Origin of the sequence: Streptomyces sp. NPDC002994, from assembly GCF_040611155.1 — a bacterium.
Taxonomy (GTDB): domain Bacteria; phylum Actinomycetota; class Actinomycetes; order Streptomycetales; family Streptomycetaceae; genus Streptomyces.
Genome location: NZ_JBEXNQ010000035.1, coordinates 31,707 through 46,662 on the forward strand (window position 1 = coordinate 31,707; position 14,956 = coordinate 46,662).

At 69.0% G+C, this 14,956-nt stretch carries 12 protein-coding genes; 6 read left to right on the forward strand and 6 right to left on the reverse strand.

Annotation, left to right across the window (positions count from 1 at the left end):
- Positions 1-49: 49 nt before the first annotated feature.
- The gene (locus ABZX79_RS33235) at positions 50-889 is read right to left on the reverse strand and encodes a DUF1206 domain-containing protein (protein WP_355266203.1); all 840 of its coding nucleotides are present in this window, start codon (positions 887-889) and stop codon (positions 50-52) included.
- A 161-nt stretch (positions 890-1,050) separates the two neighbouring features.
- Between ABZX79_RS33235 and ABZX79_RS33240 the strand changes: the two genes are divergently transcribed.
- The 4 genes from ABZX79_RS33240 (at position 1,051) to ABZX79_RS33255 (ending at position 4,523) form a co-directional block, all read left to right on the forward strand.
- Positions 1,051-2,112, forward strand: a complete 1,062-nt coding sequence (locus ABZX79_RS33240; RefSeq protein ID WP_355266205.1) for a S1 family peptidase — start codon at positions 1,051-1,053, stop codon at positions 2,110-2,112.
- Positions 2,113-2,223: 111 nt separating this feature from the next.
- On the forward strand, positions 2,224-2,781 hold the full coding sequence (locus ABZX79_RS33245) for a GNAT family N-acetyltransferase (protein ID WP_355266208.1): 558 nt from the start codon (positions 2,224-2,226) through the stop codon (positions 2,779-2,781).
- A 154-nt stretch (positions 2,782-2,935) separates the two neighbouring features.
- Positions 2,936-4,147, forward strand: coding sequence for a hypothetical protein (locus tag ABZX79_RS33250; protein WP_355266211.1), 1,212 nt, complete (start codon positions 2,936-2,938; stop codon positions 4,145-4,147).
- 250 nt (positions 4,148-4,397) lie between these two features.
- Positions 4,398-4,523, forward strand: coding sequence for a hypothetical protein (locus ABZX79_RS33255; RefSeq protein WP_285439257.1), 126 nt, complete (start codon positions 4,398-4,400; stop codon positions 4,521-4,523).
- A gap of 9 nt (positions 4,524-4,532) precedes the next feature.
- Here the strand turns inward: ABZX79_RS33255 and ABZX79_RS33260 are convergent, their stop codons facing one another.
- Positions 4,533-6,095 (reverse strand): fibronectin type III domain-containing protein, encoded by a 1,563-nt coding sequence (locus ABZX79_RS33260; protein ID WP_355266215.1) that lies wholly within the window; start codon positions 6,093-6,095, stop codon positions 4,533-4,535.
- A 127-nt stretch (positions 6,096-6,222) separates the two neighbouring features.
- Here ABZX79_RS33260 and ABZX79_RS33265 point away from each other — a divergent pair, with 127 nt between their 5' ends.
- Both ABZX79_RS33265 and ABZX79_RS33270 read left to right on the forward strand, forming a co-directional pair.
- A complete protein-coding gene (locus ABZX79_RS33265) occupies positions 6,223-7,266 on the forward strand; it encodes a 3-isopropylmalate dehydrogenase (RefSeq protein WP_355266218.1) in 1,044 nt (347 codons plus the stop codon).
- Between the two features lie 224 nt (positions 7,267-7,490).
- Positions 7,491-8,579, forward strand: coding sequence for a branched-chain amino acid aminotransferase (locus tag ABZX79_RS33270; RefSeq protein ID WP_355266221.1), 1,089 nt, complete (start codon positions 7,491-7,493; stop codon positions 8,577-8,579).
- A gap of 89 nt (positions 8,580-8,668) precedes the next feature.
- On the opposite strand, the gene ABZX79_RS33275 is transcribed toward ABZX79_RS33270, so the two are convergent.
- From ABZX79_RS33275 to ABZX79_RS33290, 4 genes are read right to left on the reverse strand one after another with little or no spacing between them, the layout of a single operon-like run.
- On the reverse strand, positions 8,669-9,169 hold the full coding sequence (locus tag ABZX79_RS33275) for a hypothetical protein (RefSeq protein WP_355266224.1): 501 nt from the start codon (positions 9,167-9,169) through the stop codon (positions 8,669-8,671).
- A gap of 15 nt (positions 9,170-9,184) precedes the next feature.
- Positions 9,185-10,123, reverse strand: a complete 939-nt coding sequence (locus ABZX79_RS33280) for a hypothetical protein (RefSeq protein ID WP_355266227.1) — start codon at positions 10,121-10,123, stop codon at positions 9,185-9,187.
- Positions 10,124-10,162: 39 nt separating this feature from the next.
- Entirely contained in the window at positions 10,163-10,612 is a 450-nt protein-coding gene (locus ABZX79_RS33285; RefSeq protein ID WP_355266230.1) for a hypothetical protein, read from the reverse strand.
- A gap of 1 nt (position 10,613) precedes the next feature.
- Positions 10,614-14,738 carry a hypothetical protein gene (locus tag ABZX79_RS33290; protein ID WP_355266233.1) on the reverse strand — a complete coding sequence of 1,375 codons (4,125 nt, stop codon included), beginning with the start codon at positions 14,736-14,738 and terminating at the stop codon, positions 10,614-10,616.
- Positions 14,739-14,956 lie beyond the last annotated feature (218 nt).

Sequence of the window (14,956 nt, forward strand, 5' to 3'; positions counted from 1 at the left end):
TCCTGGCCCCCACGCCGGACGGGGGCGGTTCGCGTTTCCGGTGCCGGGCTCAGATCTTGCGCCAGCGGGCCATGGCGAAGGAGAAGAGGCCGAACATGGCCAGGCCGACCGCGATCAGGGCGAGCAGCCACGGGCCCGCCGGGGTGTCGGCGAAGGAGCGGAGGGTGTCGTCGATGCCCTTGGCCCGGTCCGGTTCGTAGTCGACCGCCGCCTTCACCGCGAAGCCGCCGAGCATGGCGAAGACCGCACCGCGCGCGAGGCCGCCCGCCACGCCCGTGACGTCGACGGCCTGGCGGGTTCGGCCCCGCAGTTCAAGCGTCTTCAGGTGCTTGCGGTACTTGCGCAGCACGGCGCGGCCCGCGATCCACACGCCCGCGACCGCGATGGCCAGGCCGCCGATGGCTACGATCCACTGACCGGCGGGGAGTTGCATGGCCCTGGCCGTCACGTCTTCGGACTGGTCGTCGCTCGATCCGCTTCCGCTGCCGCCGGTGCCGGCGGCGAAGGACAGTACGGAGTAGGACACGAAGCCGTAGAAGAGGAAACGCGCCAGCGACAGCAGGCGCTTGCGGGGCTTGTGCCCGTCGGGTCCGACCGCGCCGAAGAGGGCCTCGGAGAGCCGCCACAGCGCCATGCCCGCCAGCCCGGCGCCCAGCGCCCAGAGCAGGTACTGGCCCAGCGGCTGCGCGGCCACCTCCGCGAGCGCGCCGCCCCGGTCCGCCTCCTGCTTGCCGTCGCCGAACGCGATCCGCATGGCCAGTAGGCCGACCAGCAGGTAGAGCACCCCGCGTGCCACGAATCCCCAGCGTGCGGCCGTCTCCAGGGCCGAACTGTCCGACGCCCGGCGGGCGGTGCGCCTGCCGCGACGGGAGAGTGCCCATGTGCCCATGCTCTCGCCTCCTTTGTCGCTGTTCATGTGCCCCGAAGCGGGCGGCGGAACCCGTGGCGTGCAAGGGCAGCCGGGGCGGTCTTGTGGGATGGCAATGAACATGTCAAATTCCTGAGTGGTGTTTCCGATCCCCACGGAAACCTGACTGAGGAGATCCCCCCATGAGACGCACCTTCCGTGCGCGCGCAGCCCTGACCGCCTTAATTGCCGCCGGTGCGCTCGGCACCGGCACGGTCGCCGCCGGGGCCGGGACGGCGGGGGCCGAAGCCGCTGCCGCAGGCCCGGCGACGTACGCCCTCGACTCCGCGCTCTCCGAGCGGCTCGGCGACGACACCGCCGGAAGCTACATCGACCGCCGTACCGGCGAACTCACCGTCACCGTCACCAGCGAGCACGCTGCCGAGCAGGTCCGCGCGGCCGGCGCCGTCGCGAAGCGCGTGGAGCGCGGTGCCGCGCGGCTTGAGGCGGCCATGGCCGCACTGGAGTCCGGAGCGAAGATCACCGGTACGTCGTGGGGCATCGATCCCCGGACCAACCAGGTCAGCGTCGAGGCCGACCAGTCCGTGTCCGCGCGGGAAATGGCCCGGCTGAAGAGGGTCGCGGACGCGCAGGACGGCGCGGTGCGTGTGTCGCGGGTGCCGGGGACCTTCAAGCGGGAGGTGGCGGGCGGCGACGCGATCTATGGCGGTGGGTACCGCTGTTCGGCCGCGTTCAACGTCTCGAAGGGCACCGCGCGTTACTTCGTGACGGCGGGGCACTGCACCAACGACGTCGCCAACTGGTCGGCCACGTCCGGCGGTCCGGTGATCGGCGTCCGCGAGGGCACCAGCTTCCCGACCAACGACTACGGCATCGTGCGCTACACGAACGGCTCGGCGCCGGCGGGCAACGTCAACCTCTACAACGGCAGTTACCAGGACATCGCGTCCGCCGCGAACGCTGTCGTCGGGCAGGCCCTCAAGAAGAGTGGCTCGACGACCAAGGTGACCAGCGGCACCGTCACCGCCGTGAACGTCACCGTCAACTACGGCGACGGGCCCGTCTACGGCATGGTCCGCACCACCGCTTGTTCGGCCGGCGGCGACAGCGGCGGCGCGCACTTCGCCGGGAGCGTCGCGCTCGGGATCCACTCGGGGAGCTCGGGCTGTACGGGCACCAATGGCTCCGCCATTCACCAGCCGGTGAGGGAGGCGCTGTCGGCGTACGGGGTGAACGTGTACTGACGCGGGTCGGGGGTGGCGGTCCTGCGGGCGGCCTGCGGGGGCGCTGCCCCGGACCCCGCTCCTCAAACGCGGGAGGGGCTGAATGTCGCCTGGGCCTGGGAGAGTCGGGGCATGACTGAGTCCGAGCGCACCGACCGCCTCCGTACCGCCCACACCGCCGATCTCGCGCCCGCCGCGCTCGACGAGATTCGCGCCCTCCTGGACGCCGCCTTCGACGGCGACTTCGGCGAGGACGACTGGGACCACACCATCGGCGGCATCCACGCCTTCGTCCAGGACGATCACGGCCTCGCCGCCCACGGCAGCGTCATCCAGCGCCGGGTCTTACACCGCGGCCGGTCGCTGCGCGTGGGTTACGTCGAAGGGGTGGCCGTACGGGCCGACCGCCGCAGACAAGGGCTCGGGGGCCGGGTGATGGAGGCGCTGGAGCGGGTGATCGACCGGGCGTACGTGCTCGGGGCGCTCTCGGCGTCCGACGACGGGGCCTCGCTCTACGCGGCGCGCGGGTGGGTCGTGTGGCCTGGGAGGATCGCGGCGCTGGGTCCCCACGGCGTCGTACCCCTGCCCGACGAGGAGGGTTCGACGTATCTGAGGCCTGTGGCCGCGGCCGGACTTCCCGACGCGTCGGACGCCCTGTTCTTCGACTGGCGCGGCGGCGACCTGCTCTAGGTCGGTGGAAGTCGTTTTCCGGCCACGCCGTGACGAAAACGAAACCTGCACCTACCTAGCGGTAACAAACGGCGGCGTGCCAGATTTCCGCATGCCACCGGCCGGCGGCTCCCCTCACCGATACGCCTTCGAGGCCCAGCGCAGGAGTTCCGCCGTGTCCGGATTCAGCTCCATCGGCTCCATCGGTACGCTCAGACCGACCCGCACCCCCAGGCCCACGCGGCGCCTTCTCGCCGCCGCGCTCTCCCTCCCCCTGGCGTTCACCGCCCTGCTGACAACCGGGGCCGGCCCCTCGGTCGCCGGACCCGCCTCCGGACCGACCGCGATCGTTTCCATGGGTGACAGCTACATCTCGGGCGAAGCGGGGCGCTGGCGCGGCAACAGCCTCACCGACAGCGGCAGCCGCTACGGCTCGGACCGGGCGTGGACAGGCAGTGGCTACGACCCGAGCCTCGTATACGGTCCGACGGCCGCCAGTGGCTGCCACCGTTCCGACTCCGCCGAGGTGCGCAGCGCCACCGGGACCACTCAGGCGCTGATCAACATCGCCTGCTCGGGCGCCACCACGCAGAACGTCTTCCGCGCTTCGAGCGGCGGCACGGCGTTCAAGGGCGAGGCCCCGCAGGCCGACCAGCTCGCCGGCATCGCCGCGGCGAACAACGTGAAGGTGATCGCGCTGTCGGTCGGCGGCAACGACCTCGGCTTCGCGGAGATCATCACCGCCTGCGCGACGGACTACATGGTCTGGTACTCGTACTGCCACGACGACCAGCAGGCCGTCGTGGACGCGAAGATCGACACGGCGATGAGAGCCGTCGGCAAGTCTGTCGACGAGATCCGCGCGGTCATGTCCGCCGCGGGTTACGCCGCCTCGGACTACCGGATCGTTCTGCAGTCCTACCCCTCGCCCATCCCACGGGCCGCCGAGAACCGCTACTTGGAGAGCGGCTGGAGTCGCGTCAACACCGGCGGCTGTCCGTTCTGGAACAAGGACTCCGACTGGGCGCGCGATTCGCTCGTCCCGCAGATCGCGGACCGTCTCAAGGGTGTGGCCGCCGCCAAGGGCACGCAGTTCCTGGACCTGCGCGACATGCTGCAGGGCCGCGAGGTGTGCGCCAAGCAGAGCAGGCTGGTGAACGCCACGCAGCCGCCGTCGGCCACGAGCAGTGAGTGGGCGCGCTGGATCGACAGTGATTCCACGCAGGGGCCGGTCCAGGAATCCATGCACCCCAACTACTACGGCCAGCTCGGTCAGGGCCGGTGCCTCTCCCTCATCCACGCGGCTCCGGCCGGCGGCAGTGGCAGCTACACCTGCCGCAATACGGCGGGGGCGGACGCCTCGGGGATGTACCTGACGGCATCCTGACAGCGGTGATGGCCACGCTTTTCCCCCGGTTCCCCCGGCGTGGCCATGATCGCGTCTCAGATAGTAGGAAGTCCGAGTAATTGTGGAGACAGACAGTCCGGCCTCGCTTAGCTTGGAAGAAGCCGAACGTCTCGCTCCATCAGCGAACGGCGGACGCGAGCCCGTGCCCCATGCAGGTAACCCCTGCGGCACCTGCTCCCCGCCCATTCCGGCGCCCTGAAATCATTCTGATCTCAAGGAGTCGATCATCATGGCCGAGACCGTGCGCCGCGTCCGCCACACCCCCCGTTCGAACGACACCGACCGCAAGCAGGCGGCGGCAGCCCTCCAGCGGGCCCTCGACCGCCGCGACAACGGCGGCGCGACCGGCCACTGAGGCGTTCTCCTAACGGCCGCGCTGGATCTCGAAGTAGTCGATGCGCTCGCCCGATTCGGCGAGCGCGGAGACCTTCAGCTTCGGCACTGTGCCGGTTTCAGCCTCCACCGCGAGGAACGAGAAGCCGGTGTAGCGGACCCGGGACCACTCGACTGTGTCGGGGTCGGGCAGTCGCAGCTTCGTCCAGTGGAAGGTCACTATGTGGTCGTGGTCGTGGATCTCGCCCTCGTAGCTGTCCTTCACCCCCGGCCCGAAGCCGTACAGGTCCTTGCCCGCACCGCCCGCCGTGACGTACACGATCCCGTCGCGCGTCGGGTCGGTCGAGGCCCCGACCGGCACCGGCTTGCCGACCTCGCCGCCCCGGATGGCGTCGGTCCGCTCGTACACGTGGTTGTGCCCGTTGATCACCAGGTCGACCTGGTGCTTGGTGAAGAGCGCCAGCCACGCGTCGCGCACCCCGCCGTCCGAGGCATGCGTCGATGTCGAGTACATGCAGTGGTGGAAGAAGACCACGATGAAGTCGATGCCGGCCTGCCGCCGCAGCTCGCCGAGCCGTTTGTCGAGCCAGGCGCTCTGGGCGCCGTCCGTGTAGCCCTTGTTGGCCGGGATCTCGTACGACACGTCATTCGCGTCCAGCGCCACGACGCCGACATTGCCGTACGTGAAGGAGTAGATGCCGGGGGCTTTCGTCGCGTCGGGGCCGTTCTCGGGCAGCGACCAGCGCGCGGACTGGCCGCCGTAGCCGTTGGGGGAGTACCAGGCCTCCATGTCGTGATTGCCGGTGGTCACCATCCACGGCACCCGCGAGGCCACGCTCTCGGTCTGTGCCAGGAACTGATCCCACACGCGCGCGTCGTACGTGTCCGACTCCCTGCCCTGCCCACTGCTGTCCGCGTAGCAGATGTCGCCAGCGTGGAGGTGGAAGGAGGGGTTCTGGCCGAGGATCAACTGGTCGTTGGCGAGAGCGTCGTAGCTGACGCCCTGGTCGCCGAAGGCCGTGAAGACGAAGGTCTCCGGCCGCGTCGGCGCCGTACGGAAGGACCCCATGGTCGACAGGCGCGACGCGTCGGCCGGATCGAATCCGTCGTGCCCGACGCCGTAGTAGTACGTCGTCCCCGGCCGCAGCCCGTCGAGCCCTGCGTGCAGGTAGAACTGGTCGACCGCGGGCAGCTTCCGCGACAGCGACGGCGTGTGCAGCGCGCGCACCTCCGCCTCGATCTTCCGGCTCAGCTCCCACGGCTGAAGTCCGATCCGTACGTACGGGCGCTTGACCGCGAAGGGCACCTGCCAGGAGATCCGCATCTGCGTCTTCGGGTCGGCGCCGAAGGCGAGGTGGCGGCCGAAGGGCGCGACGAGCGACCCGTCGACGCGGGGAGTGAGGGCAGCGACAACGGGCGCGGCCGAGTACGCCGGACTCGCGCCGCCCAGCAGGGCCGCTCCGCCCACTGTGGCGGCGGACGAGGTGATCACCCGCCTGCGCGACAGCTTCGTACGCAGAAACTCGTGCTGCTCCGGCATGCTCATGCGGCGGGCGAGCTGCTCGGGGATACCGGTGCGGGGGGTGTCGGCCATGGGAAAAAACTTCCCAGTAACAACCAACTCTGGCCAGTACTAAGGGTGAACAGAATCTGTCGAGATTTTGAGTCCGAATGGCGGACGCCCGGTGTCAGGGGCTGGGACGCGGGAGTAGGGTGCCGACATGTCTCGCAGCCTCAATCTCGCAGTGGTCCCTGGTGACGGCATCGGCCAGGAGGTCGTGGCCCAAGGGCTCAAGGTCCTCAACGCCGTCCTCCCGCAGGATGTGAAGCTGCAGACCAAGGAGTACGACCTCGGCGCTCAGCGCTGGCACCGCACCGGAGAGACCCTCCCGGACGCGGAGCTCGACTCCCTCAAGCAGCACGACGCCATCCTGCTCGGCGCGATCGGCGACCCGTCCGTGCCGTCCGGCGTCCTGGAGCGGGGCCTGCTCCTCAAGCTCCGCTTCGCCTTCGACCACTACATCAACCTGCGCCCGTCGAAGCTGTTTCCCAACACCGCGACACCGCTGGCCGGCCGCCCCGACATCGACTTCATCGTCGTACGCGAGGGCACCGAAGGCCCGTACACCGGCAACGGCGGCTCGATCCGCACCGGTACGGAGCACGAGGTCGCGACCGAGGTCAGCCTCAACACGGCGTACGGCGTCGAGCGCGTCGTCCGTGACGCGTACGAGCGGGCCAAGGCCCGTCCGCGCAAGAAGCTGACGCTGGTCCACAAGAACAACGTCCTCGTCTACGCAGGCCACATGTGGAAGAACATCTTCGACAAGGTCGGCCAGGAGTACCCCGAGGTCACCACCGACTACCTGCACGTCGACGCCGCGACGATCTTCTTCGTCACGCAGCCGGAGCGCTTCGACGTCATCGTCACCGACAACCTCTTCGGCGACATCCTCACCGACCTCGCCGCTGCCGTGACCGGCGGCATCGGCCTGGCCGCTTCCGGCAACATCAACCCGACGGGTGCCTTCCCGTCGATGTTCGAGCCCGTCCACGGCTCCGCGCCCGACATCGCGGGCCAGGGCAAGGCCGACCCGACGGCCACGATTCTCTCCGTCGCCCTCCTCCTGCGGCACCTCGGCTTCGAGGCCGAGGCCGTCCGTATCGAGGCGGCCGTCTCCGCCGACCTCGCGGAGCGCGACGGCAGCACGGTCCGTACGACGGACGAAATCGGCGACGCGCTCGCGGTACGAGTAGCGGGCTGACCCGACGGACTCCTCCCACAGCCGCCGGGTTACAGACACCCGGCGGCTGTGCTTTGCCGCGGCCGGGTGGGACCATCAATCCTGGGCCGCACTACACGCCGTTTCATGCACGCACTCCCACGGGCGATAATCGAACGTGGGGCCGCGGTATGAGGGGAAGCTCGGACGTCCTACTAAGGCGTGAGCGCGGTCCACCACACACAAACGGTGAAGGACACGCACTCATGACGACGCCCACGATCGAGCTCAAGCCCTCCTCGCACCCGCTGTCCGACGCGGAGCGCGAGGGGATCCTGGCCAACCCCGGATTCGGCCGCCACTTCACCGACCACATGGTCACCATCCGGTGGACCGAGGGTCGTGGCTGGCACGACGCGCAGCTCGTGCCGTACGCGCCGCTGTCGATCGACCCGGCCAACATGACCCTGCACTACGCGCAGGAGATCTTCGAGGGCCTGAAGGCCTTCCGCCGGCCCGACGGCACGGTCACCACCTTCCGGCCCGACGCGAACGCCAAGCGCTTCCAGGTCTCCGCGCGCCGGCTGGCGATGCCGGAGCTGCCGGTCGAGACGTTCATCGCGGCGTGCGACGCGCTGGTGCAGCAGGACAAGGCATGGGTTCCGGCGCACGGCGGCGAAGACTCGCTCTACCTGCGCCCGTTCATGATCGCGAACGAGGTCGGGCTCGGTGTGAAGCCGGCCAACGAGTACCTCTTCATCGTCATCGCGTCGCCTGCCGGTGCGTACTTCCCGGGTGGGGTCAAGCCGGTCTCGGTCTGGCTGTCCGAGAACTACGTCCGCGCCGTCCCCGGCGGCATGGGCTTCGCCAAGACCGGCGGCAACTACGCGGCCTCGCTCCTCGCCTTCGCCGAGGCGGCGGGGAAGGGGTGCGACCAGGTGGTCTGGCTGGACGCGCTGGAGCACAAGTGGGTCGAGGAGATGGGCGGCATGAACCTGTACTTCGTGTACGGGGACAAGATCGTCACCCCGGAGCTCACCGGCTCGCTGCTCGCCGGCATCACTCGTGACTCGCTGCTCCAGCTGGCGCGTGACCTCGGGTACGAGTCGGCGGAGGGCCGGATCTCCACGGAGGACTGGAAGCGCGACACCGAGAACGGCACCCTGACCGAGGTCTTCGCGTGCGGCACGGCGGCGGCGATCACGCCGGTCGGGTCGGTGAAGTCCGAGGGTGCGGAGTGGGTGCAGGGGGACGGTCAGCCGGGCAAGGTGACGATGGAGCTGCGGAAGGCGCTGCTGGCCATCCAGACCGGCACGGCGGAGGACACGCACGGCTGGACGCACGAACTGGCCTGACCCGCCCTGCGGTTGTACGCAGGTGGGTGTTACGTACGTGAGGCCGCGCCCGGTAGATCCGCCGGGCGCGGCCTCCGCGTCGTTCAGGCTCAGTAGCGTTCGTGCGAGGCGTTCTCGTTCTTCATCGAGGACACCAGGTTCTCCGACGGCCAGTAGTCGCCGCAGTTCGGAAGGAAGGCCTGGCTGATGCCGGAGTATCCGGAGCTGTAGTAGACGCGGTTGTTCGCCGAGCATTCGCCGTTGGAGGCGGAGGCGGCGTTGTTCTTCAGCTCCAGGCCCTCACCGGAGTTGCCGAGGCGGCAGGTGTTGTAGTTTCCGGAGATCAGTCCGTAACCGAAGACGTATCGGACCAGAGCCACGCCGTTGGGCGAGTACCCGTAGTGGTTGGGGATGGACTCGTTGGCGACGAAGCAGGAGCTCACCGAGTACCAGGTCTGCTCTCCCCGGCTGTTGTAGTGCATGACGAAGCAATAGGCGTTGCCGGAGGAGCTGCACTCGTCCGAGGCGTAGGAGGTGGCCGCCGACGCGCTGGGGGCGAAGACGAAGGTCGACGCCAGCGTCATGAAGAAGGGGACCAACACGCGGAACATGCGTTTTCTCATGGTTCAGCTCTCGTTCTCGTAGGCCTGGGTGACCTTGGCCGCGATCCTGTCCGTCTGCTTCTTCTCCTTCTCCAGGTCGGCAGCGTTCTTCGCCAGTTCCTCCTGCTGCCAGGCCTTTTCCTTCCCGTGCCAGACGCCGACGAGATCCGTCTTCTTCTTGCACTCGACGTCGGCGACCGCGAGGGCGATCTCCTTCGCGCTCGGGGTGGGTGTGGTCAGGGAGATGCCCAAGTCGTCGAGTTCGATGAGGGGTGCCTCGACCTCGAACCCGCGTTCCTTCATGCAGGTGGACCACTTAGCGAACACCTTGGTGACGTCCGTGTCGTCCATGGACTTCTCGTACGCCCGCACCTCCGCCTCTGCGGACTGGGGCGTCAGCGGCATCGGGAACAGGCGCTTCGCCTCGCCGCGGCAGCCTTTGTCAGGAATTGTCTTTCCCTCGTAGAGACCGCCGGTGACCTCGGCACCCTCGCCGGTGAAGACCGCTTCCTCGGCGCCCTTGGCGGGCTCCCAGTGCGAGGGCTCCGGTGCCGTACGGGGCAGGTGGTAGCCATGTTTCCTGGCCGATTCGAGGTCGGAGATGCCGTAACGGCGTCCCATGTCCGCATCGGCCTGGGCGGTCGCCGCCCGGAACGAGGGCTGGGGAGGACCGAAGTCCTTGAATCCGTACCGGGCCATGCAGGTCCGCCAGCGGTCCTGGGTCGCGACCTGCCAGGCGTACTGGCCGGCCGAGTCGAGGGAGTAGTCGTCCAGCGGGAGCGTCAGCCCCTTGGCGAGACCGCTGGAGGGGGCCGTCAGGATGCCGCTCAGCGGCAGCCGCAGCGGCGACTCCGGGGCGGCCGCGGCGGTCGTTCCAGGGTGCTGCCCCGTCTGTCCCGTGCCGCAGGCGGTGAGCAGCCCGGTGAGCAGGGCGGCGCCGAGCGCCAGAGAAGATGTTCTCACGTCAGTCCTCACTGGTGTGCGTGGTGTGTTCGGGTGTGTTCAGGTGTGTTCTATGGGGGCTGAGGCCGGCGTACGTGGTACGCAGCCCTCCCCCGGCGCGGGCAGGGCCACCCGGGTGTCCAGGTTCAACGGACGGCGGAGGACGAAGCGGTAGCAGCCCTCCGGTGAGCCCGCTTCATCCGGGTAGGTGACCGTGATCCGGATCGTGGTGTCGTCGGTCTCCTGGTGCCACCGGCCGTCGCGGGCGGCGTAGGTGATCTCCTCGTTCGTCAGGGTGCCGTCATGGGCCAGGTCCTCCAGGTGGTGCCTCGTCACTTCGGCCCTGCTCGGTGTCGTCGTCCGCTTGGGCTCCGGGGGCCGGTCGAAGAATCCCGTCACCATCACGGACAGCAGCAGGAGGACCGCCACCACCAGGAAGAGGGCGATGATGACGAGGTAGACGCACCCGCCCGCGAGCAGGCGGGTGCGTCTGGTGGAATCGCCTGACATGTCAGGGGGTGCCCTGGTAGCCGATGGCGAGCAGCCGCTGCCGCATCACCTCGGCGTAACCGGTGGTACCGGCGTCCTTGGGGTGGAAGGACTCACGGCTGAGGCACTTGCCGCCCATCACGCCCCACAGGCAGGACGCCGGCACGGCCGCGGGGTCACCCAGGTGGAAGTCGCCGTCGCCGTTGGGGCCGAGGACGAACTTGTTGATCCACTCGGGGTCGTCGCAGCCGCTGTGCCCGACGAACGCGCTCACCGGATCGGCATACTCGACCTTGAGCTTCGCCGCTCCCGTTCGCAGGCTGTCGACCATCGCCTTCTGCTTGCTGTCGGCGTAGTTGACAAGCTGCGCGAGGGCGTCGACCTCCGACAGGTCGTAGTAGAGCGAGCCGCCGCACTTGACTGTGCGGCTGAGCAGCTCCGGATAGCCCATCAGGACGATCCGGGCGTTGGGCGCCTTGACGGCCACGTTCTCCAGCACGGCCTGTACGCGCTCGGTCATGCGGTCCACGACCGCCTTGTACTTGGGCAGGAAACCCGTGTCGGCGGAACAATTGGTCGGGGCGCCGCAGTCCTGCATGGCGAAGGCGAAGCCGCCCTCGTCGTTGCCGCCGAGGGTCAGCATCACCAGGGTTGTGTCCGCGCTGAGGACCCCGGACTCGGCCTGCCGCACCTCGTGGAACTGGCCTTCCAGGTGACTCTGTGGCTCGTTGCTGTAGTTCGGCTGATACGCCACGTTCTTGCTCATCGCCCCCGAGCAGGCGACGAAGCCCAGTTCGGCGGCGGAGCCCCAGGTGTCGGAGATCTGGCCGAGCGATTCGGAGACACCCGGCAGGACCAGCTTGCGCGGCCAGGCGTTCGCGCTGCGCCGGCAGGCGTTCCACTGCGCGGTGCCGTGGTCCTTGTTGCTCTCGGTGGAGTACGAACCCGCGCCCTCGCCCGAGGTGAAGGAGTCGCCGAGCACCGCGACGATGTGCTTCGGCTTGGCGGCGAGCGGCTGGAAGGCCACCGCGTCCCAGGCCACGTCCTCGTCCCCGGTGCCGTCCAGGGTGTGACTGGTGAGCTTCACCCGAGGGGTGCCGGTGAGCTTGTAGACGCCGAGCGACACCCAGGTGTTGGCCTTGCGCTCCTGGCCCAGGGCCCGGGTGCGGCTGTACGAGCCGCTCCCGGTGTCGATCTCGTACTTCGCCTGCTGGGTGTGCGCCCCGTGGTCGGGCACGTGGACCATGATGCGGGTCCACTGGTTGAGGGTCTTGCCCAGCGTCCAGGTGCCGGTGGTCCGCAACCGCGCGCCGTCGGAGTCGGACGACTTGCGAGTGTGGGTGAACCAGAAGTGGTCCGCGTACCCTGCGCCGATCTGGTGCAGGTCGATCTTGCCGGGATAGGTGCCGTTGGAGGCGGCGAAGTCGAACGCGAACGTACCTGCCGAAGACACCGCCCCGCACGTATGCCCCGATTGCCCGGTGGGGGTGACCCCGTTCGGTATGTCGTCGACGATCAGTGATCCGCTCGGCAGGCCGGAGGAACAGCGCGGCGGGTACGAGGAGTTCTCGTTCGGCTGCTCGGGATAGTCGGCGTTGTTGAAGCGGTGCACGGGGTTGCCGCACTCGGCCGCCGCCTCACAGTCCTTCCACTTGACCGATTCGTGCCACCAGCACTTCAGATAGAGCGGATCGGTCTCGTCGGGATCGCCCGGCAGCAGGCAGGGGCCCATGCCGGTCTTGTTGGAGGAGCCGTCGAGGATCTTGTCGTCGTCGCAGTCGTTCGCCGCCGTGCAGAAGATCATGTTTGGCGGCTTGGCGCGGGTGCGGGCCAGGGTGTTGTTCCACCAGGCCGCCCGGTAACCGGCCTGCATGTCTCCCGGCTTGAACATCGCCGAGATCGGACGGGCCGCCCAGCCGATCACCTTCTCCTGGTACGGCCAGTCCTGCGGGTGCGCGGCGTGCGAGTAATCGTCACCGCCGGACGAACTCTCCAGGAAAGGTGTCCGGTTCTCCTTCCACAGCGGGTTGGCGGGGTTGTTGGTCCAACCCACACCCCACTTGCCGCTGTTGCTGCCGGCCGCCGACTGCGGGTGGAAGCCCGAGTTGTACGCCCACAGTGCGAAGAACCAGTTCTCGATGTACTTCGGCTTGCCGCCGTTGACGGTCATGCCCGCGATACGGGTCTCGTTCCACTTCTGGGAGAGGATCTGCGCCCCGTACGCGATGTTCGCCGTGTAGTCGAGGGCGGCCGCATCCTTCTGCGCGGTCGAGAGCTGGGTGTCGGTGATCCGCATGCCGTCGGTGACCTGGGTGATGCCGTAACCGCAGTCCGCCTTGGCCCAGTTGACCGCCCACGGGTCGGCCTGGTCGCCGTCGGAGGAGTACGCGATGCCGTAGTAGTTGCCGATCAGCGGGTTGCCGGTCACGCCCGGGACCACGGTCCGGGTGGCCTGCCACATGTTCGACTCCTGCGCGGTCACGCCGAGCAGGATCTGCGCCGGGATGTGCCACTCGTCCGCCCGGTCGATGACGTGGTTGGGGTCGCCCTCCAGTACGGGCAGCGGGAAGAGGGTCTGCGGGGTGTACGCGGACATGCCGGTGTTGTTCCAGTTGGCAGGCCGGTTCACCCACTTGTACAGACCGTCGATCACCGCTTGGTCCACGGCCCACTCCGTCTGGCGCGGAGTCGGCTGCAGCGCCTGCTTGCGCGGGTCGTTGCGCGGTACGGCACAGGTACGCTCGGCCTCCACCGGGTTGCTGGGCGAGGCGGCGAGAGCGGACTTCCCGGCACCGGGCGTACCGGCCCTGACACTCGGGGCAGGCAGCGCGGGCGAGGTCCTGCCACCGCCCGCGAGCTGCTTCGACGCCAGCGGCGCCCCGCCGGGAAGGGCCTCCAGGACGGCCGTCGCGCCAGTGTCCAGCAGCCGCAATCGCGTCCGTACGGTCCTGGCCCCGTCCCCCGCGCCCTCGGTACGCGGCAGTGTGCCGTCGCCGGGCGCCCAGGTGGTGGCAACGGCGGCGTCGGCCCGGGTGGAGATACGGTCGTCCTTGCCGAGGGTGCCGGGGTTCTTCACACCGTCCGGCAAGGTGCCCTGGGTACGGGCCTTTCCGGTGATGTACACCGTGCCGTCGGCAGCAGCGGCCAGGTCCCAGGCGGTGAGCGGGCCGCGGGCCAGCGTCGCCGGGGTCGCCCTGCCCCGGGCGATCTGCCCGGCGCCGACCCGGCGGGCCACGCTCTGCACGGAACCGGAGTCCTTCTCCCCGGACTTGACTGCCGAGGGAACACGCTCGATGAAGGTGACGCCGCCGGACCGGTCGGGACGGAGCTGGAAGGGCACCGTACGGGTTCGGGCGATCTCCTTCTCCCGGCCGTCTGTGCCGATCCGGACCAGACGGGTGCCGTGTGCGGCGACGATGCCCTGGTCGGTGGGGACGGCGGAGGTGACCTGGCCATCGACCTGCACCGGCTTCGCGCTCTTGCCGCTGGCGGCGTCGACGCTGACCAGGCGAGTGCCGGAACGCTTGTCACCGTCGTGGGTGAGCTGGGTGAAGACGGCCTTCTCACCGGTGCCGCAGCCGGGGGAGAAATAGGCCAGCGAGGCGGTGTTCGCCAGCTTCGTGACCTTGCCGGTCGTCAGGTCGACGACCGCCGCGAAGGCGCCGCGGACCATCAACTCGGGCTTGTTGGTGAAGGTGCGGGGCGCGTACGCCACCGCTGCCCGCTTTCCTGAACGGGTCACGCACGCGTTGCCGACCCAGGCGTCGGTGTCGAAGCCCGGCTCGGAGAGGGTGGCCGCCGTCTTCCAGGCGTAGCCGTCCTTGGCGTCGGCAACCAGCAGATGAAAGCCGTCGGCGTCCCCCGAGGTGGTCCATGCGCGGTCCTTCGAGGCGCGGTAGCCGGACCCGAGGACCTTGGCTCGGTCGGCAGTGGGGATCCGGTCGGGCAGCTCCTGCGCGGAGGCGCTCTTGCGCGTCTCCGCCGACCAGCCGACCGCGGCGCCGGGCGGCGGAGCGTCGGAGGCGAGCGCGGTGCCGGGCAGCAGCCCGACGAGGAGAGCGGTGGTGCAGACGGCTGTGAGGTGGACTTTCGTACGGGCCGGGCCGCTGGGTCTGTGGCGTCCGGCCGCGCTCTGGCGGGATAACACGACAGTGGGTCCTTCACGGGGTCGGGAGCCGTGGTCGGGCCTCCCGCCCGTGCTCTCGTCGATGCCCGGGAGTAACGCCAAAGCCACGCTCTCAGGTGACATGGGCGGAACTGCCCGGTAGTTCATCTGTACACCGACAAGAACGCGGTCACCTTAGGCACAGGAATGGCCCGTTGGAAAGGTCTGGACCAGTAGTTGGTCGAGATCGGGTTGCCACG